Source organism: Aeromonas sp. Y293-4 (assembly GCF_027705905.1).
Lineage (GTDB): Bacteria > Pseudomonadota > Gammaproteobacteria > Enterobacterales > Aeromonadaceae > Aeromonas > Aeromonas veronii.
In genome coordinates this window covers 49377-74218 of the sequence record NZ_JAPDCI010000004.1, presented here as the reverse complement: position 1 = coordinate 74218, position 24842 = coordinate 49377, and the positions used below count along the sequence as shown (strand labels likewise).

The following is a 24842-nucleotide window of genomic DNA, read 5'->3' as shown; positions in this document are numbered from 1 at the left end:
TGGGATACCGATGACGCCTTCACCGCACCTCACAAAAGCCTGCACCACGCCTCAATAATCGAGACTGATATCCCCTTTCGCGGTGCAGGAGCAGGCCAGAGCAACGCCGCTCTCCAGATCCTGAGCACTCAGGGTCATCACGCTCTGGCGCTCGATGTCACCTGTGGTGGTGCAACGACAGCTGCCACATACCCCAGCGCGACAAGCCGCCATCATGGTTTCGCCCGCCGCTTCCAGAGCCGCCAGCAGGGTCTGACCCGGCAGGATCTTCACCTTTTTGCCGCTCTTTTTCAGGGTCAGCCAGAAGTGGTCGCTGGTGGTGGTGGCAGGCTCTGCTGGAGGAAGGCCAAAAGACTCCTGATGCAACTGCTCCGGCGGCAGTCCCAGCTCTGTCAGCATGGTTTTGACCGCCGCCATATAGGGGGCTGGGCCGCAGAGATAGACATGGCGTTCGCGCAGATCCGGGGCCAGCTCGGCCAGCATGGCGGGGGTGAGTCGGCCCACCCAGGGATGAGCCGTTGGCGCCTCTTCCAGTATCAGGGCATGCCGTACACCGGGATGGGCTTCGGCCAATGCAGCCAAGTCATCTGCGAAGATCACATCTGCTGGCGAGCGGGCGCTGTGAATAAAGCGGATATCGGCATCCGGCCGTTTGGCCAGCTCGTCCTGCAACATTGCCCACATGGGGGTGATGCCGGAACCGGCACTGAGCAGCAGTGGCCGTTCGCAAGGCAAGGTGGTCAGGTTGAAGTCGCCAAAGGGACCATCCACCCGGATCTTGTCTCCCACTTGCAGGGTCTGGTGCAGATGGCGGGAGACCCGTCCCACATCCTTGATGGTGACCTGCCAGCATGCATCCTGCGGGCTGGAGGAGAGGGTATAGGCGCGGCACACCGGCTGGCCGTCGATCTCGGTGTGCAGGGTGATGCACTGGCCAGCCAGTACGGGAGGAAGGCTGCCGGAAAGCGGCACCAGTTGCCAGCTCACCACGTCATGGGTGTTCTGTTGGCGGCCAATGCAGGTGAGCGTGAGAGAGGTCATCACAAGGCTCCTTAGGTTTGAAGCGGGTTGAAAAACGTCTGGTGAAAAAGCCGGGTCCAGAAAAAAGGCGAGCCGGGCGGCTCGCCAAACGCTTACAACATGAGGTGCCGATCAGGCCGCCAGGATCTCGGCCAAGTCAGCCTCGGCCGTGGTGGTCCCTTTCAGACCGAACTGCTCTTCCAGCACCTTGAGCAGAGCCGGGGTGAGGAAGGCGGGGGCGGTCGGGCCGGTACGAATGTCCTTCACCCCGAGGGAGAGCAGGGTGAGCAGAATAACGATGGCTTTTTGCTCGAACCAGGAGAGCACCAGCGTCAGCGGCAGATCGTTGACCCCGCACTCGAACGCCTCGGAGAGTGCCAGCGCCAACTGAATGGCGGAGTAGGCATCGTTGCACTGACCCACGTCCAGCAGACGCGGAATGCCGCCGATGTCGCCAAAGTCGAGCTTGTTGAACTTGTACTTGCCGCAGCCCAGGGTGAGCAGCAGGCTGTCACGCGGCGCCGCCTTGGCAAACTCGGTGAAGTAGGCGCGCTCGGCCTTGTCGCCATCACAGCCACCCACCAGGAAGAAGTGGCTGATCTCTCCGGCTTTGACCTTCTCGATCACCGCGGGTGCGGCCTGCATCAGGGCGTTGCGGGCAAAGCCGATGGTGATGAAGTGCTCGAGCTCGGTGTGCTTGAAGCCTTCCAGCGCTTGGGCCTTGGCGATCACGGCGGAGAAATCATCCCCCTCTAGATGAGTGACGCCCGGCCAGCCGACGATGGAGCGGGTGAAGATGCGATCCGAGTAGTTGCCCACATTCGGGTCGATGATGCAGTTGGAGGTCATCACCACGGCGCCCGGGAAGTTGGCAAACTCCTTCTGCTGGTTTTGCCAGGCGGAGCCGTAGTTACCCACCAGATGGGGGTACTGCTTGAAGAAGGGGTAGGCCAGCGCGGGCAGCATCTCGCCGTGGGTGTAGACATGAATGCCGGTCCCCTTGGTCTGCTCCAGAATGAGCTTGAGATCCATCATGTCGTGGCCGGAGACCAGAATGCACTTGCCGGGGATGGGGGTGACTCTGACCCGGGTCGGCTCCGGATGGCCGAAGGCGCTGGTTTCACCGAGATCCAGCATCTCCATGATTTTGAAGTTGAGCTGACCGATCTCCATGGCACAGCTGAACAGCCGACCCATTTCGCTCGGGTCTGTGCTGAGCCAGCTCATGATGCGGTGGAATTCGGCGGCCACCTCGTCACTCTGCTGAGCCAGCACCCGGGCGTGCTCCATGTAGGCGGCGGCGCCCTTGAGGCCGTAGAGGCAGAGCAGACGCAGCCCCATGATGTCTTCGTTCACCTCGTTCTTGCCCCGATTGGGGGAGGCTGGCGCGGCATGGGCAAGTTGTTCCAGCAGCTCGGCACCGGGCTCGAAATAAGCGGACTGTGGCAAGTCGTTCACCTGCACCGCCATGGCGGCCAGACGATCGGCCAGCTGCTGGCGATAAGCGAGGGCCTGATTGACGTAGGCCACGATGCGATTCGAGTCGAAGTTGACGTTGGTGAGGGTGGCGAAGAAGGCCTTGGGCACGAAGGCATCGATCTCGCGATCTATGATGCCCTGCTCGCGGGCGGCCAGCGCCCAGGCGCTGAGCCCCTGCAGGGTGTAGATCAGCACATCCTGCAGATCCGAGGTTTCCGCCGTCTTGCCGCACATACCTTGTGCGTAGGCACAGCCGTTGCCTGCCGGGGTACGAATTGTCTGTTCACATTGCACACAAAACATCATGCCTCTCCTAATTGGACATTTCAGTTGTCTGTTTTGTGGTGATTCTATTCCTCTCGCGAAAAACTTAATAGGCATTCAATTTGCCAATTAAGGTTCCCTTGATGCAGATCAAAAACAAAAAAAAGCCGCCCAAACAGGGCGGCAAGCGGGTGGATAAAAGGAGAGACAACTCAGGTTTGCAACAGAACATAACAATCAGACGGATTGGGCCGTGGTCTGGTCAGGAGCTTTCGGCCCGGTACTTACTCAAGCCAGCATACGTACGCTGTAGTCGGCTTGGTTCACTATCAGGCCAGATAAGCGCGCAGCATCCAGACCAGTTTTTCCTGCTGCTGCACATAGTCGGAGAGGATGGAGGCCGTGCCCTCATCACCGGCTTCGGCGGCCTGGCCCAGAATACGGCGCTGGGCAACCAGCAGTTCGCGGAAGCTATCCAGCAGGGATTCGACACAGGCGCGGCCATCGTGCAGCCCTTTTTGCTCCGGGATGGCAGAGACTTTCAGGTAGTCACTGAAGCTGTGCATCGGCACGCCATCCAGGGTCAGGATCCGCTCGGCCAACGCATCGACTTTCAGCAGCAGGTCGTTGTAAATCTCTTCAAATTTCAGGTGCAGTTCGAAGAACTGGTTACCACGGATATTCCAGTGGAAGCCGCGCACGTTCATGTAGAGGATCTGGTAGCTGGCCAGCAATTTGTTCAACTCGGCTGCCAGGGCTTGTGATTGAGCAGTATCAAGACCAATCGGGCTTTTCATCATTCACCTCCAGATTTGGAAATCGGTTTTAAATTCTCTTTCGGAACGCAGTCAGAGTAACGCCTTGCAAAATGCAGGGACAATTGCTTGTGCCTAACTGTTTGATAGCTAAAGGCTATCAAACAGTACGCAGCAACAGGGGCAATGGATGAGTATTAGGGGAAGTATTTTTCGAGCAGCGCCATCAGGATGGCCTGACACTCGCGGTCCGGTTTGCTATCGACCCTGCTGGCGCGAAAGTGGAGCTGAAAGGCGCCCATGACGGCGCGGCTCTGCTCATCCCACTGGCCAGTCTGGGGCAGGCCATAGCCATAGCGGGCCAGTTGCTGTTGCCACATGGCTGCATCCCAATCGGGCAAGGGGCTGGCCAGTAACTCGGCCACCCGACCTTCATCTGGCCAAGCGCCGACTCCGTACGTCAGATAGAGTTGGCGCCAGGGGAAGTGGGGACCGGGATCCTGCTTGCGCTCGGGGGCGACATCACTGTGGCCCAGCACCTGGGTCGGTGGAATCTGGTAGCGGGCGGCCAGCTCCCGGCTGAGGGCGCCGACGGCGGCAATCTGCTGCGGGGTATAGGGTTGCCAGCGGCGGGCATCGGGGGCCAGCGGCTCATCTTCCGCTGGATAGCCGAGGTTGACGATCTCGATGCCAAGGGAGCTGGCATTGAGCCCGGCATATTGGTGCCAACGGCTGCGTCCGGCATGCCAGGCGCGCGCGCTGTCCGGCACCAGCTGATAGACCGGTAGCGGGGTCTCGTGGCTGTCGCGGGGGATCAGGTAGTGGGCGCTCACCTTGTGCTCCGGCTCGGTCAGCAGGCGCAAGGAATTGGCATCGTCTTCGTCGGTGTAGTGAAGGATCAGAAAGGCGATCCGCTCATTCTGGTTGGCGCTCTGATAGCGGGTAGAGAGCTGGTATTCGGACGAAGTACAACCACCCAGCAGCAGAACCAGTGGCAGAAAGAAGAGGGGAAGAAGACAGCGCCAGCGCCATCCCCCTGCCACAGCCAGTCTGCTGAGCGTGGGAGGAGTGAGTCGCTGGCACATGTCGAAGGCCCTGTCTGGTCAGTCGCGCGGCTGGTTAGCCGCGGTATTTGGCCGTGAGACCGATCAGGAAGTTGCGCAGGATCTGATCCCCGCAATCCTGATAGTGCTTGTGATCCTTGGAGCGGAACAGGGCACTGAGCTCGGACTTGGAGAGGTTGAAGTCGGCTAGCTTGAGGGTGCCGAGCATATCCTCTTCCTTGAAGTTGAGACCGATGCGCAGCTTGCGCAAGATCATGTTGTTGTTGATCCGGTTCGGGATCACCTGGGCCGGTGCATCTTCCCGCACGCCGCGGCGGGCGATGATGAAACCGTCGAGGAACTGGCTCAGAGCCGAGTCGGGACAGGCGACATAGCCTGCCTCTTGCTCTTCACCTTCCGCCGCCTCTTTCATCAACCAGCTGTGCAGCTGGGCGTGAGTGACTGTCAGGTTGCCCTTGGCAAACATCTCGACCATCTGGTCGTTGCTGATGGTGAGGGCGTAGCGCAGACGGCGCAGAATATCGTTGTTGGTCATGCTGACTCCTGTGTAAACGGCGCAACTTTACCATCTGGCAGCCCTCGCGTCAGAAAAAGCAGGGGCCGATACAGTTCAGGTCAAGCTCATCAAGCTTTGCCGAGATAGCGGGGCGCCTCCTGGCGCACCAGTTCCAGCGCATCTTGCAGCTCCAGCAGCTCGGGTTCCAGCTCGCTGACCGGCACGCCGTCACGCAGCTGTTGCTCCAGCTGGGAGAGCAACCGTTGCAGTCCCGGTACCCCGGAATAGGCACAGCCGCCGTTGAGGCGATGGAGCTGGGCCAGCACCTCGCTATCTTCAATTTCGCCCGCCAGTGCGCTATCCAGCACCGGCTCGACCTCGTCAAAACTGGCCAGCAGCATGGTCAGCATCTCTCTGGCGAGATGCTCTTTCCCTGCCGCTTGCCGCACCGCCAGTGCCCAGTCGATCTGTTGGGCACCATTATTCTGGTGGCGGCGATGGGCAAAGTCGGTGATGAGCTGGGCCAGCATGCTCTCGTCGATGGGCTTGGCCAGGTAGTCGTCCATCCCCTGCCGGATCAGCCGCTCTCGCTCTCCGGGAATGGCGTGGGCAGTCACCGCCACGATCGGGGTGGTGGTGTTGAGGGACTGGTTGCGGATCGCCTGGGTGGCACTGATGCCATCCATGATCGGCATCTGGATATCCATGAAGATGATGTCGAACGGCTGGCTCTGTGCCTGCTTGACCGCCTCCTTGCCGTTTTTGCACACCACCACCTGACTCACCATCTCCTTGAGCATGGCGGCGATCAGCTTGAGGTTGGCGGCGTTGTCATCCACCGCCAGCACCTTGATGGGCTGCAACTGGCGCGGCGCAGGCTGGGCGGGCAGCTTCTGGCGGCTCGATTCCGGCGAGAGCAGGGCGTGCAGCAGCTTGCGGTGGTTGACCGGTTTGGAGAGACAGTGCTGGGCGCCATGGGCCAGCATCGCTTCATAGAGCGCCGGCTCGTGGCTGCTGAGCAGCACTATGGTGTTCTGCTGCTGGCCGTTCAGTCTGTCGAGACGGCCGATCACCTGCTGCGGCGTATGCAGGGGGCTGCTGCCGATGATCACCATCTCCTGCTCGCTCATCTCGGGCCAGGGATCATCGCTGGTCAGTGGGTGTGCGTCGAGGTGCCACTCCGCCAGCAGGGCGAGCAGAGAGGCTTGAGCGAAGGGATCCGGCTCCAGCAGCCAGAGCCGTTTGCCACGGATCCGATCCAGCGGCAGTTGATCGGTCTGGGGCAGGGGGGAGACCTCCACATCCAGACTGAACGAGAAGATAGAGCCCTTGCCGAGCTCCGATTCAAAGCGGATCTGGCCGCCCATCTGCTGCACCAGCTTCTGGGTGATGACGAGGCCCAGGCCCGTGCCGCCATAACGGCGGGAGATGGAGGAGTCGGCCTGATTGAAGGCCTGGAACAGCTGATGTTGCTGCTCCTGGGAGATGCCGATGCCGGTATCGCGGATCTGGACGTTGAGCCTCACCTTGTGGTTGCCACTGCCGGTCTGCTCGATATGGACATCCACGTTGCCCTGTTCGGTGAACTTGATGGCGTTGCCGGTGAGGTTGGTCAGCACCTGTTGCAGACGCATGGGGTCGCCGGTGAGGTAATCCGGCACATCGGCATCCACCCGCAGGGAGAGCTCCAGCTGCTTGTCGTGGGCGCTGGGGCCGAGCAGGTGCATGGTCTCGTTGAGGGTGTCGCGCAGGCTGAACGGGATATGCTCCAGCTGCAGCTTGCCCGCTTCCAGCTTAGAGAAGTCGAGGATGTCGTTGATGATGCCAAGCAGGTTGCGCGCCGATTTCTCGATGGTCTGCATGTAGTCGGTCTGGCTCGGGGTCAGGCTGGTTTTCAGCAGCTGGCGGGTAAAACCGATGACCCCGTTGAGCGGTGTACGAAGCTCGTGGGACATGTTGGCCAGAAACTCCGACTTGACCCGCGCCGCCTCCTGCGCCCGCTTCTTGGCCATGTCGAGCTCGACGTTCTGGATCTCTATCTGCTCGAGGGTTTCGCGCAGGTCAGACGTAGCCTGATCGATATTCTGCTGCATCTCTTCGTGATATTCGGAGAGCGCCTTGGCCATGGCGTTGATGCCGTTTTTCAGCATATCCAGCTCGCCGGTGAGTTGGCCGCTGACCCGGGTATCGAGCCGCCCCTCCCTGATCTTGTGCACCGCCTGCACCATGTTGGTGATGGGTTGGGTCACGCTCTTGACCAGCCGGAAGCCAAACAGGGTACTGAAGGCGACCCCGATGAGCACCATGATCACCGCAAAGAAGGTGTCGCGGTACTGCAGCAGCATGGCCCTGTCGGTCGCCATCTGCATCGAGATGTAGCCGATCATCGGGGGCTCCACATCGCTGGGCAGCGGGAAGCCATCCAGACTGGTTTCAGCCTGGATCGGGGTGCGCAAAATGATGTCATCCCCCTGAAACGTCACGCTGGTCAGATCCGGAATTGGCTCGCCATCGGGCAGCCTGAGCCGGGTGAAATCCCGGTGGTAGTTCGAGGTGACGAACAGCTGGTTGTCCTGGGTGAAAACCGCGATGGACTTGATGAAGGGGGAGTTCTTGCGATGGGTCAGGCCAATCAGCCGCTTGAGGGATTCTCGGCTGTGCTGGGTCATCCCGTATTCACTGGCGATCGCCAGCGGTTCGATAATGTTGATCCCCTGATCAATGAGGTTGTTTTCCAGCTGCTGGTAGCGGTGGAAGGTGAAGTAACCGGCCATCAGGCCACCGATGATCAGGGTTGGCAGGATGGTGAAGGCGAGAACGCGTGCTCTCAGGCCATATTTGGTCATACGAACAGGCCACCAGTGAACAGGGTTGGCGATAGGGTTGATGGCAATACACGGGCTCTGTGGCCGTATTTGGTCATACTATTATTCTTGTGGGACAATACCCGGCAGCAGATTCCACAATCATGACATAGCCACCTATAGGCACCAAGTTTTATGGCCCAGTTTTTCAAGCCCCAAAAGAAGTCCACTCAGCTCCAACGCATTGAATTTACGATAGACACCCTCGATCACCACTGCGTCGGTATTGGTCGCCATCAGGGCAAGGCGATCTTTGTCGAAGGGGCACTGCCCGGCGAGACCGTCAAGGCACGCATCACCGAAGAGAAAAAGCAGTATGGTCACGCCGCCTTGCAACAGGTGGTGACCCCGGCGGCCAATCGTATCGCCCCCTTTTGCAGCCACTATCGCGAGTGCGGCGGTTGCAGTGCCCAGCACATGTCGGTTGCCGATCAGCAAGCGGCCAAGGCGGCCGGACTGGTCAGCCTGTTCGAGCGGTTGGGCAACATCAAGGCGCCGGCGCTGGAGCCGGTACTGACCGGTGAAGATCGTGCCTACCGCCGGGTCTGTCGTCTGGCCATCAAATTTGACAAAAACGGTCGCTGCACCCGGGTTGGTTTCCGCCGTCGCAACAGCAACGATCTGGTGGAAATCGAAGGGTGCCCGGTACTGGCCGAGCCGCTCTCTGCGCTGATTGCCCCGCTGCGTGAATGCCTCAATCGCCTCAAGAGCCAGCGCGAGCTCGGCCATGCGGAGCTAATCCAGGCCGAGCAGGGGATCATGATGCTGCTGCGCCACACCGGCCGCCCCAATGAGGCGGATCGCGCCCTGCTGGTGGAGTTTGCAAAAGCGCAGGGGATCGACCTCTATCTGCAGGCGGCGGATGATCGCATCGAAGCGCTGCAGCAACAATTTTCCCCATCCTACTCGCTGGATGGCCTGTCTCTTGCATTTGCTCCCGGTGATTTCATTCAGGTCAACGGCCCCATCAACCAGAGCATGGTTGAGCAGGCGCTGACATGGCTCGGGGCGAGCAAGGATGACAAGGTGCTCGATCTCTTCTGCGGTATCGGCAACTTCACCCTACCGCTGGCCCGTCAGGCTCGCGAAGTGGTGGGTGTGGAAGGTGAACTGGCCATGGTGCAGCGGGCCGAAGAGAACGCCCGTCGCAATGGCATCACCAATGCCCGTTTCTACAAAGCCGACCTGAGCGATGACATAGTCGGCATGTCCTGGGCGCGGGAAGGGTTTGATCTGGTGCTGCTGGATCCGGCTCGCCCCGGCGCGCTGGAAGTGATGGGACACGTCGTGAAACTTTCACCCAAGCGGGTGGTCTACGTCTCCTGTAACCCGGTCACCCTGGCGCGGGACAGTCAGGTACTGGTGAAAGGGGGTTACCGTCTGGTGCGCCTCGGCATGCTCGACATGTTCCCTCACACCGGTCATCTGGAGTCCATGGCGCTGTTTGAACGGGAGTAAATGACTCATCAGTTCGGCGATGCGGATATGTAATCCGGCATGTCTGCGGCTGTTTGAGCTGGTGTGATTGGGGTAATCTAGACCCTCGTCGTTCGGCAGGGCCTGTTGGCGCGCTCTATTGTCTTTCTGGACAATATGCCTTGAAAAGTGCGCTGGATATCCCCATTTGAGGCAATCTCATGAGGGGAGAAAGTGACAGCTTTCGGCCCGATAATTTAAAGGATTGATACCATGGTTGCGGTTCGCGATATTCATTTGAAAGACAACTTCACCCTGGAAGAGTGGGTCAGCTCGCTCTCCTTGAGTGACAGTGAAAAGGATCAGCTGCGAACCGTCTACCAGTATTGTCTGACGCTCGGTGACGAGGCGCTGACCAGCAAGCTGCTGGTACGCGGCATCGAAATGGTGGGCATCCTGCAGATGCTCAGCATGGATATTGGTACCCTCAAAGCGGCCATTATCTACCCCTTCGTCGAAGCCGGTCTCATCAGCCAGGAGCGGATGGACGAGGATTTCGGCTCCAAGATCGCCAAGCTGGTGGAAGGGGTGCTGGAGATGGAGGCCATCCGCTCCCTGCAAACCCTCCATCGCAGCGAAACCTCGCCGGAGCAGGTCGACAACGTGCGTCGCATGTTGCTCGCCATGGTCGAGGATGTGCGCGCCGTGGTGATCAAGCTGGCGGAGCGGATCGCCTGCCTGCGGGAAGCGAAGACGGCAGATGAAGAGACCCGGGTGCTGATGGCCCAGGAGATCACCAATATCTATGCACCGCTCGCCAACCGTCTGGGTATCGGCCAGCTCAAGTGGGAGCTGGAAGATCTCGCCTTCCGTTACCTGCACCCGGATACCTACAAACAGATCGCCAAGCAGCTCGACGAGAAGCGGCTCGATCGCGAGCGCTACATCCGCGAGTTTGTGCAATCCCTGCGTAATGGGCTGAAAGAGGCGGGGGTTGACGCCGAGGTGTACGGTCGGCCGAAACACATCTACAGCATCTGGCGCAAGATGCAGAAGAAGCACCTCGAATTCAACGAGTTGTTCGACGTGCGCGCGGTGCGGGTAGTGACCAAGCGGCTGCAGGATTGCTATGCGGCGCTCGGTATCGTGCACACCCAGTTCCACCACATTCCTCGCGAGTTTGACGACTATGTCGCCAACCCCAAACCCAACGGCTATCAGTCGATCCACACCGTAGTGGTGGGGCCTGAGGGCAAGACGGTCGAGATCCAGATCCGTACCGACCAGATGCATCAGGATGCCGAGCTCGGCGTCGCGGCGCACTGGCGCTACAAGGAAGGGGCACAGGCTGGCGGCAAGGCCAACACCTTCGAAGACAAGATCGAGTGGCTGCGCAAGCTGCTCGCCTGGCAGGAGGATCTCTCCGAGAGCGGCTCCCTGCTGGAAGATCTGCGCAGTCAGGTGTTCGAGGACAGAGTCTACGTCTTCACCCCGAAAGGGGATGTCATCGACCTGCCGGCGGGCGCAACCCCGCTTGATTTTGCCTATCACGTCCACAGCATGATCGGTCACCGCTGCATCGGCGCCAAGATTGACGGCCGCATCGTGCCGTTCACCTATGCGCTGCAGACCGGCGATCAGGTGGAGGTGATCACCCAGAAAGAGCCGAACCCGAGCCGCGACTGGATGAACCCCAACGCAGGCTTCCTGCGTTCCAGCCGGGCGCGGGCCAAGGTGGCGACCTGGTTCAGAAAACTGGATCGGGACAAGAATATCGTGGCCGGTCGCGAGCTGTTCGAGAAGGAGCTGGATCGCCACAACCTCAGCATGTCCAAGATCGACAAGGGCAACATGCTGCGGCGATTCAATCTGGAGAGCACCGACGATCTGCTGGCCGGTATCGGCAGCGGCGATATCCGCATCAACCAGGTGCTCAACTATCTCGACACCTGTTACAACAAGCCGACGGCGGAAGAGGAAGATCGCCGCCTGCTGGAGAAGCTGGAGCAGAAGGCCAATGCGCCGATGCGCCACAAGCCCAAAGACCACATAGTGGTGGAAGGGGTCGGCAACCTGATGACCCATATTGCCCGCTGCTGTCAGCCGATCCCTGGGGACTCCATTCAGGGCTTTATCACCATGGGGCGTGGCGTTTCGATCCACCGGGAAGATTGCGAGCAGTTGAAAGAGCTTTCCCGTCGCAACCCGGAGCGGCTGATCGATGCGGTGTGGGGGGAGAACTACTCCGGCGGTTACGGCCTCACCATCCGGATCATCTCCAACGATCGTTCCGGCCTGCTGCGCGATATCACTACCGTGCTGGCCAACGAGAAGATCAATGTGATGGGGGTGCGCTCACGTTCCAACGTGCGCGAGCAGACCGCGGAGATCGACATGGAGCTGGAGATTTACAACATCAATGCCTTCAACCGGGCGTTGGCCAAGCTCAGTCAGCTTAACGACGTGATCAGCGCCAAGCGGCTTTGATATTGAACCGACCGGCCCCAGTGGCCGGTCTGCATTTACGACCCTTTTTGAACGAATCGAAAGCGAATATCCCATGTCCCAACGTTATGACCTCTCTCAATTGCTCGATATCATGGCCCGCCTGCGCGATCCGCAAAACGGCTGCCCCTGGGATCTGAAACAGGACTTCCAGACCATAGTGCCGCACACTCTGGAAGAGGCCTATGAGGTGGCCGATGCCATCGAGACCGAGGATTGGCAGGGGCTGAAAGGGGAGCTGGGCGACCTGCTGTTTCATGTGGTGTTTTACGCCCAGCTGGGTAAAGAGCGGGGCTTGTTCGACTTCGCCGATATCGTCGATACGGTGAGTGAAAAGCTCATTCGCCGTCATCCCCACGTTTTTTCCGATGCAGACCTTGGCGACGAGAAAGCGGTAAAAGCGAACTGGGAAGCAGAAAAAGCCAAAGAGCGGGCGGCCCTCGACAAAGAGAGCGTGCTGGACGACATCCCGCAGGCGCTGCCTGCCCTGACCCGCGCCGCCAAAATCCAGAAACGCTGCGCCACCGTCGGCTTTGACTGGAAGACGTTGGGGCCTGTGGTGGACAAGATCCACGAAGAGATCGACGAGGTGATGGAAGAGGCATTGATGGCCGATGTGGACGAGGCGCGGGTGAGCGACGAGCTCGGCGACTTGTTGTTTGCCACCGTCAATCTGGTGCGTCATCTGGGCAAGGATCCGGAGCAGGTACTGCGAGGCGCCAACGCCAAGTTCGAACGTCGTTTTCGTCAGGTTGAGCAGATAATCGCCGCAGAAGGCTTGAAAATGACCGATTGCACCCTCGAAAAGCTCGATGCCGCCTGGGATAAGGCGAAGGAAACCGAGCAAAGTTGATTTGGCGCAAGATGGGGGGGCGGTGAGCCTGATAGATTTTTGCTCATTGTTTGGGAGAGGGGTTTTTGGTATACTGTTTCCCCGTCCTGCTTCATCCCCGAAGCACCCCTTAAAATTCCCTAAACTTCTTTCAGGTTCAGCATGACGACCAAATATATTTTTGTTACTGGTGGCGTTGTTTCATCCCTCGGCAAAGGCATTGCCGCAGCTTCTCTGGCAGCCATTCTGGAAGCCCGTGGTCTGGATGTGACCATCATGAAACTGGACCCGTACATCAACGTGGATCCGGGCACCATGAGCCCGACCCAGCATGGTGAAGTGTTCGTAACCGAGGACGGGGCCGAAACCGATCTGGATTTGGGCCACTACGAGCGTTTCATCCGCACCAAGATGACCCGTCGCAACAACTTTACCACCGGCCGTATCTACGCCGACGTACTGCGTAAAGAGCGTCGTGGTGACTATCTGGGCGCCACCATTCAGGTTATCCCGCACATCACCAACGCCATCAAAGAGCGGGTGATTGCCGGTGCCGAAGGCCATCAGGTTGCCATCGTCGAAGTGGGCGGTACCGTAGGTGACATCGAGTCCCTGCCGTTCCTCGAAGCCATTCGTCAGCTGGCTGCTGAAGTGGGCCGCAACAACGCCATGTTCATGCACCTGACGCTGGTTCCTTACCTGGCCGCTGCCGGTGAAGTGAAGACCAAGCCGACCCAGCACTCCGTCAAAGAGCTGCTCTCCATCGGTATCCAGCCGGATGTGCTGATCTGCCGCTCTGACCGTGCCATTCCGGCCAACGAGCGCGCCAAAATTGCCCTGTTCTGCAACGTGCCCGAGCGCGCCGTCATCTCCATGAAAGACGTCGACTCCATCTACAAGATCCCGGCACTGCTCAAGTCCCAGAATCTGGACTCCTACTTCACCGAGCGTTTCGGTCTGGAGTGCAAAGAGGCTGATTTGTCCGAGTGGGAACAGGTTATCTACGAAGAGGCCAACCCGACTGGTGAAGTGACCATCGGTATGGTCGGCAAGTACGTCTCCCTGCCGGACGCTTACAAGTCCGTCAACGAGGCGCTCAAGCACGGTGGTCTCAAGACCCGTCACTCCGTCAACATCAAGTACATCGACTCTCAGGATATCGAGACCCGTGGCGCCGAGCTGCTGGAAGGTCTGGACGCGATCCTGGTGCCGGGTGGCTTCGGTGAGCGCGGTGTGGAAGGCAAAATTCTGGCTGCCCAGTATGCCCGCGAGAACAAGATCCCCTACCTGGGTATCTGCCTCGGCATGCAGGTTGCCATGATCGAATTCGCTCGCAACGTGGCGGGCATGGAAGGGGCTCACTCCTCCGAATTCAAGAAAGATTGCGCCTATCCGGTCGTTGGCCTCATCACCGAGTGGGTGGATGAAGAGGGCAACGTCGAGACCCGTACCGAGAAGTCCGATCTGGGCGGTACCATGCGTCTGGGTTCCCAGCTCTGCCACTTGGTCGAAGATTCCAAAGTGCGTCAGATGTACGGCAGCCCGACCATTTACGAGCGTCACCGTCACCGTTACGAAGTAAACAACAAGCTGCTGCCGCAGATTGAAGCGGCAGGTCTGAAAGTGACCGGTCTCTCCGCCGACAAGAAGTTGGTGGAAATCATCGAGATCCCGGATCACCCCTGGTTCGTGGCTGCGCAGTTCCACCCGGAGTTCACCTCTACTCCTCGTGATGGCCACGCTCTGTTCGCCGGTTTTGTGAAGGCGGCAGGCGAGTATCAGAAGCGTAATTTGAAGTAATTGAAAATAAATGCGGTTGGGGCACTGTGCCACAGCCGCTTTTTTTGGCATATTTTTGTTGTTTTTTTACGAAACCTGAGGAAATACACATGTCCAAGATCGTTAAAGTGATCGGTCGTGAAATCATCGACTCCCGTGGTAACCCGACCGTTGAGGCCGAAGTTCACCTGGAAGGTGGTTTTGTTGGTATGGCAGCCGCTCCGTCTGGCGCGTCCACCGGTTCCCGCGAAGCGCTGGAACTGCGTGACGGCGACAAGAGCCGTTTCCTGGGTAAAGGCGTGCTGAAAGCCATCGAAGCCGTAAACGGCCCGATCGCTCAAGCTCTGCTGGGTAAAGATGCCAAGGACCAGGCCACCGTTGACCAGATCATGATCGACCTCGACGGTACCGAGAACAAATCCAAGTTCGGCGCCAACGCCATCCTGGCTGTTTCCCTGGCTAACGCCAAAGCTGCCGCTGCTGCCAAAGGCATGCCGCTGTACGCCCACATCGCCGAGCTGAACGGCACCCCGGGTGTTTACTCCATGCCGCTGCCAATGATGAACATCATCAACGGTGGTGAGCACGCCGACAACAACGTCGACATCCAGGAGTTCATGATCCAGCCGGTTGGCGCCAAGACCCTGAAAGAAGCCGTTCGCATGGGCGCAGAAGTGTTCCACAACCTGGCCAAAGTGCTGAAGTCCAAGGGCTACAACACTGCAGTTGGTGACGAAGGTGGTTTCGCTCCGAACCTGAAATCCAACGCCGAAGCGCTGGAAGTTATCGCTGAAGCCGTTGCCGCTGCCGGTTACAAACTGGGCACCGACATCACCCTGGCTATGGACTGCGCAGCTTCCGAGTTCTACGACGCAGAGAAGAAAGAGTACAACCTGAAAGGTGAAGGTCGTGTCTTCACCTCCAACGGTTTCTCCGACTTCCTGGCTGACCTGACCACCAAGTTCCCGATCGTCTCCATCGAAGATGGCCTGGACGAATCTGACTGGGAAGGTTTCGCCTACCAGACTGCTGAACTGGGCAAGAAAATCCAGATCGTTGGTGACGACCTGTTCGTAACCAACACCAAGATCCTGAAGCGCGGTATCGACAACGGCATCGCCAACTCCATCCTGATCAAGTTCAACCAGATCGGTTCCCTGACCGAAACTCTGGCTGCCATCAAGATGGCCAAAGACGCTGGCTACACTGCCGTCATCTCCCACCGTTCCGGTGAGACCGAAGACGCGACCATCGCCGACCTGGCTGTTGGTACCGCTGCTGGCCAGATCAAGACCGGTTCCATGAGCCGTTCTGACCGTGTTGCCAAGTACAACCAGCTGATCCGTATCGAAGAAGCTCTGGGTGCCAAAGCTCCTTTCCGCGGTCTGAAAGAAGTTAAAAACCAGGCTTAATTTGCTGGTTTGCCAGCCTCGGCTGGAATGAAAAAAACCGGAACCCTTGGGTTCCGGTTTTTTTATGCCTGCTGTTCAAGCCAGCGTTGCAGATGCTGCACAAACAGCGCGGGCTGCTCGATGGGGTAGAGGTGCCCTACGTGCGGCACCTGCAAGCGATCGCAGGCGGGAATGGCGTTGCCAATAGCCTCGCAGACCAGCGCAAACAGCGCTCTGGTATCTGCGCCCTGCACGATGCAGGTGGGCATGTTGAGCATGGCAAGGCGCCCGGGTGACCAATCTGGCCGCTCGCTCTGGCTCAATTGTTTGGGCAGGCTATCGGCTTCTGCCAACTGCGCCTGCTGCCACTTGAGCGGTTGTGCAGCAAAATAGCCTGCATAACCACCCGAACCATCGATCAGGGTCGCTACGGCCTCTTGCAGCAAGCCTTCCCCAACCTGGCCAAACACGGGACCAAACATGGCACCTGCATCGGTCATAAAGGCAGCGATCCCCTGTTCATCGAGGGCACCCGGGCAGCCTGGCTCCACCAGATAGAGGCTTATGAATTGCTCCGGAGCCATCAGGGCAGCGGTCAGGGCAACATCCGCCCCGTATGACCAGCCCGCCAGATGCACTGGCCTGCACGGCAATTGTTCAAGCAGAGCAAGCAGATCACTGGCGTGAGTCTCCAGACCAAAAGGCCCGTTTTTGCCCGCCTCGCCAAAGTGGCGCAGGGTGGGAGCATAGACGGTGTAGTGACGTGAGAGCTGCTCGATATGTTCGAGCCAGAGGGTATGGTTGGCTAGTGCGCCATGGATCAGCAACAGCGGCTCGCCCGAACCGGCCTGCAGGCAGGGCAGCGGGCTGTCATTGACGATAAAGGTGTGAGTCTGTGATTGCATATCAACGCCTCCCCGGCGTGTCATAAGAGCACAAGAGTATATGACAAGCGCCCTGTGGCCGGTAAGTAGGCGCATTCAGGCTGGCGCTAGCCACTATAAGCAAAAGTTGGGTCATTATCGGAAAACCCATAAATCCAGCTTATAGTGGCATCGGCAAGCCTTGGGTTGCCCCAGGGGGGGCGATATCAACCCCGCAAGGGTATCTTCCGATCCTTTCTTGTTTAGTAGTGGGGTTATTCGTGATTTTTAAAATAAGCTACGTTATTCGAACCTACAATCTATTTGTTTAGCACGTTCATGGCTATCTCGTTACGTTGCATAAATCCAATACCATCATTGAGTAATTTCTGATGGATGTCTTTTTTTACTGATAAGACCTCACCATTTTCAATGGTAAAATAATTGATGTATTTTTTATTTATTAGTTCAGCTGTACTTTTACTAAAACCATTCTGTATCATGGATATAGTTGTTTCATTCGTTGTTCCGTATTTCAAAAGTTTGTAATAGTTTTCATCTATTAATTCACTATCGAAGAGGATATCTATATATCTGAAAATATTGTAATCAACAAAGTCTTCTTCCTCTTTAATTCTTACAATGGCTAGATTTATTTGTTCATATTCACTTTTTTGGGAAATGTATGTAAATAACTCTCTATAAGAGTCATCTTTTTTAACATCCCCCCAACTACCAACGAAAATAGGAGTGTTTTTGGGTAACTCACTCCAAAAGTGTATAAATCGCCCAATCATTACACCCATTGGGATATTTTCAATATTCCAATCTAGAAACATGGAATAAAATGTTTGTGCTTTATCATTTTTTAATCGAGTTAAACTCTTGTCTCTATTTTTGCTATTGTTTTCAATTTTTGATACAAATGCCTGATAGATGACATTCATAAGAATATTTGAGTTGTTTATTTTTCCATGTGTTTTCAAATGAACATCTAAATATGTCTCTATTTCTTCTTCTGATTCAAAAACATCAATTTCAGTTATGTTCGATGCAAGTAACTTTTTACCGATATTTGTTTTTGCAACCTTATATTTATCATCAGGGATTAATCCGTCTTCAGTGTTGCCAAGTCTTGCGATAGCAAGCTCATAATCATCTCTGTTGTCATCATTTATTGTGGTTCCACTAATTAATACATTCTCAATATTGTCATGGTTTTTTTTACTATCTTGCATTACCAACTGAATAAATTTAGTTATATTTGCCGACTTAGGGAAAAATTGTTCAGTAGCTATAATATGTATTTCAGGAATTAGTTTATTTAAAGATTCTAGATTGGCATTGGTAAACACATTGTTAAATCTATTTACTCTTCCGATAAGGTTTCTAAACTGAGAGTGACGCAAGTGTCCAAGCCCTTTTCGAATGTCGAGCAAAAACATTTTTTCAACAGGGAGGTTAACACCTTCTAATAATGTCGAACTTGTAATTATGTATTTTACTTCGTTGCACTCTCGATATATGTATTCTACATACTGCCTGATCGCTTCTGGCATTGAGCCGTGATGATATACAACTCCTTTTTTCAAACAGTCAATAAGCAAGTAACTTTCATCGCTAAAGCGACTAATTTCATTTATTGCAGCATCAATTATTTTTGAGGATACTATAGGTAATGTATTAGCTAAGATTTTTGAAAAAATTTGAATGTGCTTAGGTCTATTGAAATATATTGCATTTTTATTGGATGCATGATGATGTATATAATCTATATAGTTATCATGACTATGGTTACACTCAAAAAACTCATTCATTAATGGGTCGTAGAGATCAAACCTTTTTTTACCATTTCGATAGTCAGTAATGTAAATGTTTTCAGATTTTACATATTCATCAATTTTAAAACAGTATGTGGAAAGCGCAACGTCTCTTAAATTAATATTTTGTGGAACCTCAAGGAAAGGAGTAAGAAATTTAAAAGCGGTGCTTTTATTTCGGTAATGCAATACTCTAAGTGTAGAGGCTAACAGCGTGCTTCTACTTCCTTTCTCAAGTATGTTATGTGCTTCATCAATAAAAACAATATCTAAATAAAATTCTTTATTCTTGTTGATGATCCTACTTAATCGCTCTTGAGTTAACACATATACCGATGCACTTATATCACCAATATTCATTTCTGGGTGAGTTATTATTTTTTTTACCCATTTCGAATTGGATTCCAATATTCTTTTCTTTGTTTGAGATAACAATGATTTAGATGGTACTAGAACGCATATTTTCTTTCCAATTGCTTGCTCTATAGTAGATATTATTAGTTCTGATTTCCCATATGATGTAGGTGCGACAATTGTCGTCGTCGAATCCAACTTTTCGATGTGGAACTCATTTAAATTTAATTGTTGTTCTGTTTGTACAACATTTCCGACTCTGAACTTATCAATAAAACTCTCTATAATGGTTGGGTAAAAACCGTCCTCATTATTTGTTTTGTTATTAACTCCAATTCTCTTTAGTAGATCTACAACTGGTGTAATACCAGTGTTTATACATATGTCATAAAGTGGCTTGAAATCTTGTTTGTTAATAGCATAGAGCAGGGCTATTTTATATCCAATTTTATTTAAAGTTCTATCCTTTTGATTTGAAAAAAGAACAGATACTGATAATGCTTTTTCAATTTCATTTTCAGATATATCATGATTAAATAAAAACTTTCTATATAATGACTTTAATGTGTCAAACTTTTCTTTAAATGTTATGTGAGTAAGTCTGTTGTATGTAAGCTCCTTCATTTTAATTTGCCTCCCCCCTTAGAAAATTAACAATATTTTCGTATGTTCCTTTTTGCACAGATAGGACTATTACTTTTTGAAAAAGAGTGCTTCCTGTAATTTCTTTGTATGCAGATTCAACTGGATTTATTGTTACTTTAGTGTCTAGTGCCTCAAATAAATTAGATACTAAAATAACATTTTTATCTTTACTGCTTGCTTTTCCATTTGCAGCATTACTGCCATAATTAGAATCAAGTATCGTGATTAAAGCATCTTTGTAATCGTTTGCTTCCTGAACAGAAGAACGGACGTGATTAATTGCATTAATCCAATATTGTATCTCCTGTTCGTTTAATCGACCAACTAGATCGATTTTTGCAGTGTTGAGTAACTCTTTTGTTGTTTCATCGTGACTTTTGTCCTTATGAAGATTTCCTGATTTAACCTCAGTAATCCATACACTATTATCTCTTGAATCATATACAATAAGATCAAACCCTTTTTTTATGGACTTCTCTTCAAGATTAAAGAATGCAGATGATATTTTAAAGTTATCAAATGACTCAATCATCATTAAATGAGAAATGAACTAACCGATCATACCTTTTTTGGTATTATCGGTTTTTTTATCATATCGCTCCAAAAAAGACTTTAATGTTGACTTGTAGCTATACAGGGCACTACCGGAGTGAGCGCTGCCATGGCATATAGAAGTTAAATTTCTTCTAATAATATCTTTTAGATCATCAGATATGTAGCGTATATGGAACAGCCCGTAGGGGCCATAATCTATAAAATCCACACCGTCAATATCGTTGGACATATACTTTCCTAATCAAATAATGAGGCAGCTATCTTATTACCTATGTATTAAGAGTGTTTTATAAAGTTTCATTTTTAATTTACTATTATCGTTTGATAGACGGTCATTGAAATACAAAATAGTGCACGCTTCTCTACCAAACTATCATAAACATGCAGTCCTATTGCTAAAACCGAATTTCTACCGACCCAGTACTACGCTTTGCCTCGCCGTGATAAACCGCTTCGATATTATTTCCGTCCGGATCGAGGACAAAGGCGGCGTAGTAGCCGGGGTGATAATTACGCTCGCCCGGGGCGCCGTTGTCTTTGCCGCCGTGGGCCAGTGCGGCCTGATAAAAACGATCTACCATGGCGCGGTCTTGCGCCTGAAAGGCGAGATGGTGGCGACCGGTCAGCACCTCTAGCGCGGCGGGGCTGTCGATGGCGGTAACAAACAGTTCGTCCGCCCAGAAGTAGCCATCACCTGTGCCGCCCAGCGGAATATCGAGGCTGGCCAGGGTTGCGGTGTAAAAGCGTTGGCTGGCAGCCAAATCTTTGACCACCAGCTGGATATGGTCGATCAAGCGACCTCGATACAGGGTTTGTGTTTCCATACACCACCTTGATTTGCATGCTGTGGGTGAGTCACCGGCTTGGCAGGCAGGGGAATTGGCATGGCTACCGCCCCTGAATTTCAGCTTCCAGTCTGCTGCGGTTCACCAACGGGATGGGGTTGGCATGGCTCATGGGAGACTCCGACGAGGCAAGTGTTGCCAAATGGCAATATTAACCATGGCGCTGTGGAGAGAAAGCTCAATGTTGAGAATTTCTGTGCAAGATCAATAAATTAATCAAATCTCGCCAACGATTGATGACGCGCCGAGATAGCGTGAACAACCATTTTTGAGCTAACACTATAGAATATTCATGGTCATATCTGGCTTGAACCAGCATAAAACTCTTTGTTATTGTCCGCCTCCCCCGCTGAAATAGCTTATTTATCTATAAATCAACAAGATAGCATTATTCGGTGGCGTTGCGGGGGCATCTGCTATCGGGAAGGAGAGTTATGAAGTCGCAGTTCAAAGTGGCGCTGGCCATGTTGGCCCTGTTCGTCGTCCAAGGCTGCACAGCCCCGGATTCATCCGCCAAGCGCAATGCACCCGGCCCGGTGCTGACAGTGCATTACGAAAGCGCCCCCCTGATCCCCGTCACCATCGCTGGTGAGCAGTACCAGTTTTTGCTCGATACCGGGGCCAGTATCACCTTTATCGATCGTCGTCTGGCCAGCCGCTTCAAGGCGCTGACCTTAAGCGAATTGCCCAGGGCCTATCAGGCTGATTTTGCCACTGTGAGCAGCGTGTCGAGCCAACTGGGCAGCGAGCAGCTTGGCTTTGTTGAGCCGCAACCCTTCTCGGTGGGGTCGGTCACCATTGATGACAGCGATCTGTGGGCAACTATTGATTTCGATCTCTTCTCCCAGTCTCTTGGCAGCCGTATTGATGGCATCCTCGGGATCGACACCATCCGCCGTTTCAACTGGGTGTTTGATCGCGACAAGCATCAGCTCACGGCTTCGCTGACGGCACCGTCGGCAGCCACCTTCGAGCGTTGCATCGGCTATGAAGATAGCTACAACCGCTCCCCGGCAGTGTATCTGACCCACGGTGAGAGCAGCGTGCGTATGTATCTGGATACCGGGGCCGATCAGAGCTATGCCGACCATGCCTTTATCGACTTTATGGCGAGCCAGAAGGCGATCTCTGGCGAAGATGCGATGCCACGCAAAGGGGTGGACGCCAGCGGTATGGTGGAGGGGCGTGAATATATCCTCACCGGCCTGCACTTTGATGAACGTCAGCTCGGTGAGCTGCGCGTGTCGGAAAACAGCAATGAGCAGTATGGTCTGGGGATGGATTTTGTTAACCGCTTCAATCGCTTTGCGATCATGCCCGGGCGGATGATGCTCTGCTACGACGCCGACAGCCTGGCGCGAAAAGTGCCGCCAACCCTGCGCAATATCGGGGTGCGTTTTGATGGCGAGCATCTGCAGGTCTACTACAGCGACGAACGGGATCTTGCCCCCTATGGTCTGGCCAACGGCGACATTCTGGAACAGATCAACGGGGTGGCATATCGTCCCCTCGAGATCGACAAGGTGCGTGAGCTGCTCAGCACCAGCAAGCCGGGGTCGCTCAAGTTGCGGATTGTGCGGGAAGGAAAACCGCTGGATATCGCCATCTAGTCAAGGTGGGGCGGCAAGGCGAGCCGCCCCTGTCAGCCTCAGCCCTTGGTCGGATTTTCCATGCAGGTGAGGGTTGGCTGGCCGTAACGCTCCAGCGTGGCTTCGTCCCCCTTGGTGAAGAATGTGAGGTTTTGCCCTTCATAACGGGCGCCGCTGGCGCTGGGGGCTTCATAGGCGAGCACTTGTTGCTGCTTGTCGCCCTCGCTCAGGTTGATCACCGCGGCGGGCAGCTTGGCATCGTTATAGAAGTAGGTAGAGAGTGTGACGCTCTTGCCGCACTTGTAGTTGACCGGTGCCGGCACCATCAGCTGGCCGCCGCTGATCTGCAGTTCGGTGATCCGCAGCAGGTAGTTATCCTCCACACACTGGCGCAGATTCTGCCCCTTCCAGCAGTCGTTGCGACCCTTGATCCAGCCGCGCTGCATGGCGCGCTCGGTCTTGAGCTGCTCGGGAGAGAGTGCAGCAATCGCCTTGGGGTAGAGGGCCGCCAGTTCGTTATCAAGGGCGGCCAGTCCGGCATCCTTGCAGATCAGGGTTTCGACCGACCCGGAGGCTTTGGTGCAGTCAAAGGAGGGGGTTGCGGCGCTGGCCAGCAGAGGAGCAAACAGCAGGGTGGCAAGCAAGGTCTTGTTCATCGATAGATTCCAGCAATGAGGAGGGCATATCTACCTACTACAGCACACTCTACAGGGCAATGCAGCAGGGGAGCCGAGCGCATTTTGCGCAGCTGCGTGTGCTGGCGACCGGTTTTGCCGCGCTACTCCAGTGGGGAAGGGCGCGGTTGCTGGATGAGGCCAGCTTGTTTGAAAACCGCTCAGGAGTGGTCGCTATTTTGAGCATTCAGACAGGCTTTGAGCATTGCACTTTCACTCCTGTTCGAGAGGCGTGCTAGATTTGCCGCCTTTTCTTAATAACAAGAAGGTTAGCTATGTTCAGGTTGATGACGGGGGCCTTGCTGGCCATCATGCTGTCCGGTTGTGCGGCCATGTTTAACGGCACAAGCCAGCAGGTTTCCATTCGCAGTCAGGATCCCGATGCGGAGATCTACGTCAACGATATGCTGCTGGGCCACGGCAATGTGATCACCTCGTTCAAGAAGAAAGAGGAGTACACCATCACGGTCAAGCGTGCTGATTGCTACTCGGTGACGGTGCCGGTCTCCAAGTCGTTCGATGCCACCACCCTGCTCGGGATCTTTGTCGATTTCGGCGTGGTCTCCATTCTGGTGGTCGATGGGGTTGGCACCGGCGCCTGGCAGAAGTTTGATCAGAATGCCTTTATCGTTGACCCCATCTGCAAGAAAGCCTGATCGTTATTGATGGGGCATCGGGTGATGTATCCAGATACAGATCTTTGCTGATGTGAAAAACCCGACACTCCTGGCCGGAATGTCGGGTTTTTTGTGGCCGCGATAAAGGGGGAGGCGGCTTGCCCGGTCGATCAGGCCAGCGCCAGTTGCTGACTGCGGGCGCGCCACAGCCGCTCGTGGAAGAAGAACACCACGGTGTTGATGGCCGGTTCGATCATCGCCATCACGCCGCCGGTGAGCAGCTCGCCACTCAGCAGGAAGGCCACTCCGAAGGCCACCGAGAAGTGGACCACCGCGAAGCTGCTGGTCTTGGCCTGCAGGCTGTGATTTGGCTTGAGCGTGTGCCAGCCAAGGTCATGAAAGTAGAAGGCGACCGTGTTGACGGCGGGCTCGATCAGGGCGATCAGACTGGCGGTCAGCAGCTCACCGGTCAGCAGGTAAGCCACGGTAAAGGCGACACCGAAGTGCAGGATGGCAAAGCTGATGGTCTTTTTCATGATGGCGGCTCCCTCTGTTGATGATGAGAGTATCCGCCGAAATGAGATTAAATGAAAACTATTCTCATCTATTGCCGGAATAGAGAGAACCTATCAACGGGCGAGTGGCCGGTGTGGTTCAGCGGTTGCCAATCGCAGCCAAGGCGATAAAGTACAGGTTCTTCACACTTGCCCATGAAAAAGGATCTTTCATGAATATCAATGCCACCCTGCTTGGCCAGTTCATTGCGTTGCTGATGGTCATCGTCGGCCTCATCGCCTGGCGACTGGCGCGCCGCAAGAGCGAGCATCCGGCGCTGGTCACCCTTATCTGCTCCCTGCTCTGTCTGTTTCCGCCCTTTGGCCTGCTGGCCTTGTTGCTGGTGGCGCTGAAACAGGATCTGCCTGTCCGCTCATAGGGGGAGCAGGCTCAGGCTGCCGCACACACCGGCCGCACCAATAGCAAAAGCCCCGTGATGGGGCTTTTGCTTTTGAACTCG

21 protein-coding genes are annotated in these 24842 nt (G+C 54.7%); 8 read left to right on the top strand and 13 right to left on the bottom strand.

Annotated elements, in window-relative coordinates:
- Positions 1 to 51: 51 nt before the first annotated feature.
- The 6 genes from OKC31_RS06075 to barA all read right to left on the bottom strand — a co-directional run bounded on the left by OKC31_RS06075 (position 52) and on the right by barA (position 7924).
- Positions 52 to 1041: a hybrid-cluster NAD(P)-dependent oxidoreductase gene (locus tag OKC31_RS06075; RefSeq protein ID WP_270656516.1), complete on the bottom strand. Its 990-nt coding sequence runs from the start codon at positions 1039 to 1041 to the stop codon at positions 52 to 54.
- 111 nt (positions 1042 to 1152) lie between these two features.
- On the bottom strand, positions 1153 to 2802 hold the full coding sequence (gene hcp, locus OKC31_RS06070) for a hydroxylamine reductase (protein ID WP_270656584.1): 1650 nt from the start codon (positions 2800 to 2802) through the stop codon (positions 1153 to 1155).
- Between the two features lie 290 nt (positions 2803 to 3092).
- Positions 3093 to 3560 (bottom strand): Dps family protein, encoded by a 468-nt coding sequence (locus tag OKC31_RS06065; RefSeq protein ID WP_005362843.1) that lies wholly within the window; start codon positions 3558 to 3560, stop codon positions 3093 to 3095.
- A gap of 155 nt (positions 3561 to 3715) precedes the next feature.
- Complete coding sequence (locus OKC31_RS06060) at positions 3716 to 4603, bottom strand: N-acetylmuramoyl-L-alanine amidase (RefSeq protein ID WP_270656514.1); 888 nt, start codon at positions 4601 to 4603, stop codon at positions 3716 to 3718.
- Between the two features lie 34 nt (positions 4604 to 4637).
- Positions 4638 to 5117: a DUF1456 family protein gene (locus OKC31_RS06055; protein WP_005335594.1), complete on the bottom strand. Its 480-nt coding sequence runs from the start codon at positions 5115 to 5117 to the stop codon at positions 4638 to 4640.
- A gap of 89 nt (positions 5118 to 5206) precedes the next feature.
- Complete coding sequence (barA, locus tag OKC31_RS06050; protein ID WP_270656512.1) at positions 5207 to 7924, bottom strand: two-component sensor histidine kinase BarA; 2718 nt, start codon at positions 7922 to 7924, stop codon at positions 5207 to 5209.
- Positions 7925 to 8077: 153 nt separating this feature from the next.
- On the opposite strand from barA, the gene rlmD reads away from it, so the two are divergent.
- The 5 genes from rlmD (at position 8078) to eno (ending at position 15886) form a co-directional block, all read left to right on the top strand.
- Positions 8078 to 9400, top strand: coding sequence for a 23S rRNA (uracil(1939)-C(5))-methyltransferase RlmD (rlmD, locus tag OKC31_RS06045; RefSeq protein WP_069528883.1), 1323 nt, complete (start codon positions 8078 to 8080; stop codon positions 9398 to 9400).
- A 231-nt stretch (positions 9401 to 9631) separates the two neighbouring features.
- On the top strand, positions 9632 to 11845 hold the full coding sequence (relA, locus tag OKC31_RS06040) for a GTP diphosphokinase (protein ID WP_005335588.1): 2214 nt from the start codon (positions 9632 to 9634) through the stop codon (positions 11843 to 11845).
- 73 nt (positions 11846 to 11918) lie between these two features.
- Complete coding sequence (gene mazG, locus OKC31_RS06035) at positions 11919 to 12716, top strand: nucleoside triphosphate pyrophosphohydrolase (protein ID WP_270656510.1); 798 nt, start codon at positions 11919 to 11921, stop codon at positions 12714 to 12716.
- A gap of 141 nt (positions 12717 to 12857) precedes the next feature.
- On the top strand, positions 12858 to 14495 hold the full coding sequence (gene pyrG, locus OKC31_RS06030; protein ID WP_005335584.1) for a glutamine hydrolyzing CTP synthase: 1638 nt from the start codon (positions 12858 to 12860) through the stop codon (positions 14493 to 14495).
- 89 nt (positions 14496 to 14584) lie between these two features.
- Positions 14585 to 15886 (top strand): phosphopyruvate hydratase, encoded by a 1302-nt coding sequence (gene eno / locus OKC31_RS06025; protein WP_005335583.1) that lies wholly within the window; start codon positions 14585 to 14587, stop codon positions 15884 to 15886.
- 62 nt (positions 15887 to 15948) lie between these two features.
- On the opposite strand, the gene OKC31_RS06020 is transcribed toward eno, so the two are convergent.
- The 5 genes from OKC31_RS06020 to OKC31_RS06000 all read right to left on the bottom strand — a co-directional run bounded on the left by OKC31_RS06020 (position 15949) and on the right by OKC31_RS06000 (position 20926).
- Entirely contained in the window at positions 15949 to 16770 is an 822-nt protein-coding gene (locus tag OKC31_RS06020; RefSeq protein WP_270656507.1) for an alpha/beta fold hydrolase, read from the bottom strand.
- Between the two features lie 278 nt (positions 16771 to 17048).
- On the bottom strand, positions 17049 to 19526 hold the full coding sequence (locus OKC31_RS06015) for a DEAD/DEAH box helicase (protein ID WP_270656506.1): 2478 nt from the start codon (positions 19524 to 19526) through the stop codon (positions 17049 to 17051).
- A gap of 1 nt (position 19527) precedes the next feature.
- A complete protein-coding gene (locus OKC31_RS06010) occupies positions 19528 to 20082 on the bottom strand; it encodes a hypothetical protein (RefSeq protein WP_270656505.1) in 555 nt (184 codons plus the stop codon).
- A 15-nt stretch (positions 20083 to 20097) separates the two neighbouring features.
- A complete protein-coding gene (locus OKC31_RS06005) occupies positions 20098 to 20331 on the bottom strand; it encodes a hypothetical protein (RefSeq protein ID WP_270656504.1) in 234 nt (77 codons plus the stop codon).
- A 166-nt stretch (positions 20332 to 20497) separates the two neighbouring features.
- Positions 20498 to 20926, bottom strand: coding sequence for a VOC family protein (locus tag OKC31_RS06000; protein WP_270656503.1), 429 nt, complete (start codon positions 20924 to 20926; stop codon positions 20498 to 20500).
- A 455-nt stretch (positions 20927 to 21381) separates the two neighbouring features.
- Here OKC31_RS06000 and OKC31_RS05995 point away from each other — a divergent pair, with 455 nt between their 5' ends.
- Positions 21382 to 22557: an aspartyl protease family protein gene (locus OKC31_RS05995; protein ID WP_270656502.1), complete on the top strand. Its 1176-nt coding sequence runs from the start codon at positions 21382 to 21384 to the stop codon at positions 22555 to 22557.
- Between the two features lie 38 nt (positions 22558 to 22595).
- Here OKC31_RS05995 and OKC31_RS05990 read toward each other — a convergent pair whose 3' ends face one another.
- The gene (locus OKC31_RS05990) at positions 22596 to 23192 is read right to left on the bottom strand and encodes an MliC family protein (protein WP_270656501.1); all 597 of its coding nucleotides are present in this window, start codon (positions 23190 to 23192) and stop codon (positions 22596 to 22598) included.
- Positions 23193 to 23485: 293 nt separating this feature from the next.
- Between OKC31_RS05990 and OKC31_RS05985 the strand changes: the two genes are divergently transcribed.
- Positions 23486 to 23866, top strand: coding sequence for a hypothetical protein (locus tag OKC31_RS05985; protein WP_108539757.1), 381 nt, complete (start codon positions 23486 to 23488; stop codon positions 23864 to 23866).
- Between the two features lie 131 nt (positions 23867 to 23997).
- Here OKC31_RS05985 and OKC31_RS05980 read toward each other — a convergent pair whose 3' ends face one another.
- A complete protein-coding gene (locus OKC31_RS05980) occupies positions 23998 to 24363 on the bottom strand; it encodes a DUF2061 domain-containing protein (protein WP_040068342.1) in 366 nt (121 codons plus the stop codon).
- A 191-nt stretch (positions 24364 to 24554) separates the two neighbouring features.
- On the opposite strand from OKC31_RS05980, the gene OKC31_RS05975 reads away from it, so the two are divergent.
- A complete protein-coding gene (locus tag OKC31_RS05975) occupies positions 24555 to 24761 on the top strand; it encodes a hypothetical protein (RefSeq protein ID WP_270656499.1) in 207 nt (68 codons plus the stop codon).
- Positions 24762 to 24842: the final 81 nt, after the last annotated feature.

Bases quoted from the DNA above. Each gene is read 5' to 3' on its own strand.
- relA (WP_005335588.1), top strand. From the start codon at position 9,632: ATGGTTGCGGTTCGCGATATTCATTTGAAAGACAACTTCACCCTGGAA.
- barA (WP_270656512.1), bottom strand. From the start codon at position 7,924: ATGACCAAATATGGCCTGAGAGCACGCGTTCTCGCCTTCACCATCCTG.
- OKC31_RS05995 (WP_270656502.1), top strand. From the start codon at position 21,382: ATGAAGTCGCAGTTCAAAGTGGCGCTGGCCATGTTGGCCCTGTTCGTC.
- hcp (WP_270656584.1), bottom strand. From the start codon at position 2,802: ATGTTTTGTGTGCAATGTGAACAGACAATTCGTACCCCGGCAGGCAAC.
- pyrG (WP_005335584.1), top strand. From the start codon at position 12,858: ATGACGACCAAATATATTTTTGTTACTGGTGGCGTTGTTTCATCCCTC.
- eno (WP_005335583.1), top strand. From the start codon at position 14,585: ATGTCCAAGATCGTTAAAGTGATCGGTCGTGAAATCATCGACTCCCGT.
- OKC31_RS06010 (WP_270656505.1), bottom strand. From the start codon at position 20,082: ATGATGATTGAGTCATTTGATAACTTTAAAATATCATCTGCATTCTTT.
- OKC31_RS06005 (WP_270656504.1), bottom strand. From the start codon at position 20,331: ATGTCCAACGATATTGACGGTGTGGATTTTATAGATTATGGCCCCTAC.
- OKC31_RS05990 (WP_270656501.1), bottom strand. From the start codon at position 23,192: ATGAACAAGACCTTGCTTGCCACCCTGCTGTTTGCTCCTCTGCTGGCC.
- OKC31_RS05985 (WP_108539757.1), top strand. From the start codon at position 23,486: ATGTTCAGGTTGATGACGGGGGCCTTGCTGGCCATCATGCTGTCCGGT.
- OKC31_RS06055 (WP_005335594.1), bottom strand. From the start codon at position 5,117: ATGACCAACAACGATATTCTGCGCCGTCTGCGCTACGCCCTCACCATC.
- OKC31_RS05980 (WP_040068342.1), bottom strand. From the start codon at position 24,363: ATGAAAAAGACCATCAGCTTTGCCATCCTGCACTTCGGTGTCGCCTTT.
- OKC31_RS06065 (WP_005362843.1), bottom strand. From the start codon at position 3,560: ATGAAAAGCCCGATTGGTCTTGATACTGCTCAATCACAAGCCCTGGCA.
- OKC31_RS05975 (WP_270656499.1), top strand. From the start codon at position 24,555: ATGAATATCAATGCCACCCTGCTTGGCCAGTTCATTGCGTTGCTGATG.
- mazG (WP_270656510.1), top strand. From the start codon at position 11,919: ATGTCCCAACGTTATGACCTCTCTCAATTGCTCGATATCATGGCCCGC.
- rlmD (WP_069528883.1), top strand. From the start codon at position 8,078: ATGGCCCAGTTTTTCAAGCCCCAAAAGAAGTCCACTCAGCTCCAACGC.
- OKC31_RS06075 (WP_270656516.1), bottom strand. From the start codon at position 1,041: ATGACCTCTCTCACGCTCACCTGCATTGGCCGCCAACAGAACACCCAT.
- OKC31_RS06020 (WP_270656507.1), bottom strand. From the start codon at position 16,770: ATGCAATCACAGACTCACACCTTTATCGTCAATGACAGCCCGCTGCCC.
- OKC31_RS06015 (WP_270656506.1), bottom strand. From the start codon at position 19,526: ATGAAGGAGCTTACATACAACAGACTTACTCACATAACATTTAAAGAA.
- OKC31_RS06060 (WP_270656514.1), bottom strand. From the start codon at position 4,603: ATGTGCCAGCGACTCACTCCTCCCACGCTCAGCAGACTGGCTGTGGCA.
- OKC31_RS06000 (WP_270656503.1), bottom strand. From the start codon at position 20,926: ATGGAAACACAAACCCTGTATCGAGGTCGCTTGATCGACCATATCCAG.